Origin of the sequence: Mesorhizobium sp. M8A.F.Ca.ET.207.01.1.1 (assembly GCF_004794715.1) — a bacterium.
Taxonomy (GTDB): Bacteria; Pseudomonadota; Alphaproteobacteria; order Rhizobiales; family Rhizobiaceae; genus Mesorhizobium.
Genome location: NZ_SRUS01000175.1, coordinates 1 through 386 on the forward strand (window position 1 = coordinate 1; position 386 = coordinate 386).

At 65.5% G+C, this 386-nt stretch carries 1 pseudogene; it reads right to left on the bottom strand.

What is annotated here, in order from left to right:
- Positions 1-85: 85 nt before the first annotated feature.
- Positions 86-316 (bottom strand): annotated as a pseudogene (locus EN850_RS34055) (DUF892 family protein); the annotation flags it as partial.
- Positions 317-386: the final 70 nt, after the last annotated feature.

The following is a 386-nucleotide window of genomic DNA, read 5'->3' on the forward strand; positions in this document are numbered from 1 at the left end:
ATGGAAGTTGGATTGCATCGGTATAGTCATCGTAGCACCATGCGGCTCCGGACAAGCACCGGAGCCGCTTGTTGAGAGCTGAGCAGGCCGCTTGCAGGGCGCGCTCGTTGGCGTCGCTCTCGCCCAAAGCGCTGAGCGCTTCGTCGGTCGCCGTCTCTTCTTTGAGGGTTTCGCGCAACAGCGGGATGGCATCCTTCATGCCGAGTTGCTCCGCCCAGGCGATGAGGGTCCCGTAGCGGGCAATCTCATAGTGCTCGACCGCCTGTGCGGCGCCTACAAGGCCCGCATCGAGATGAAGTTCGCGCCGCTCGACGAGGGCGGCACCTTCTTCACCATCGCCGAGAGCGGCCGCCGTTCCCGGGCCGCGATCAGGCCGCACCCGCGCC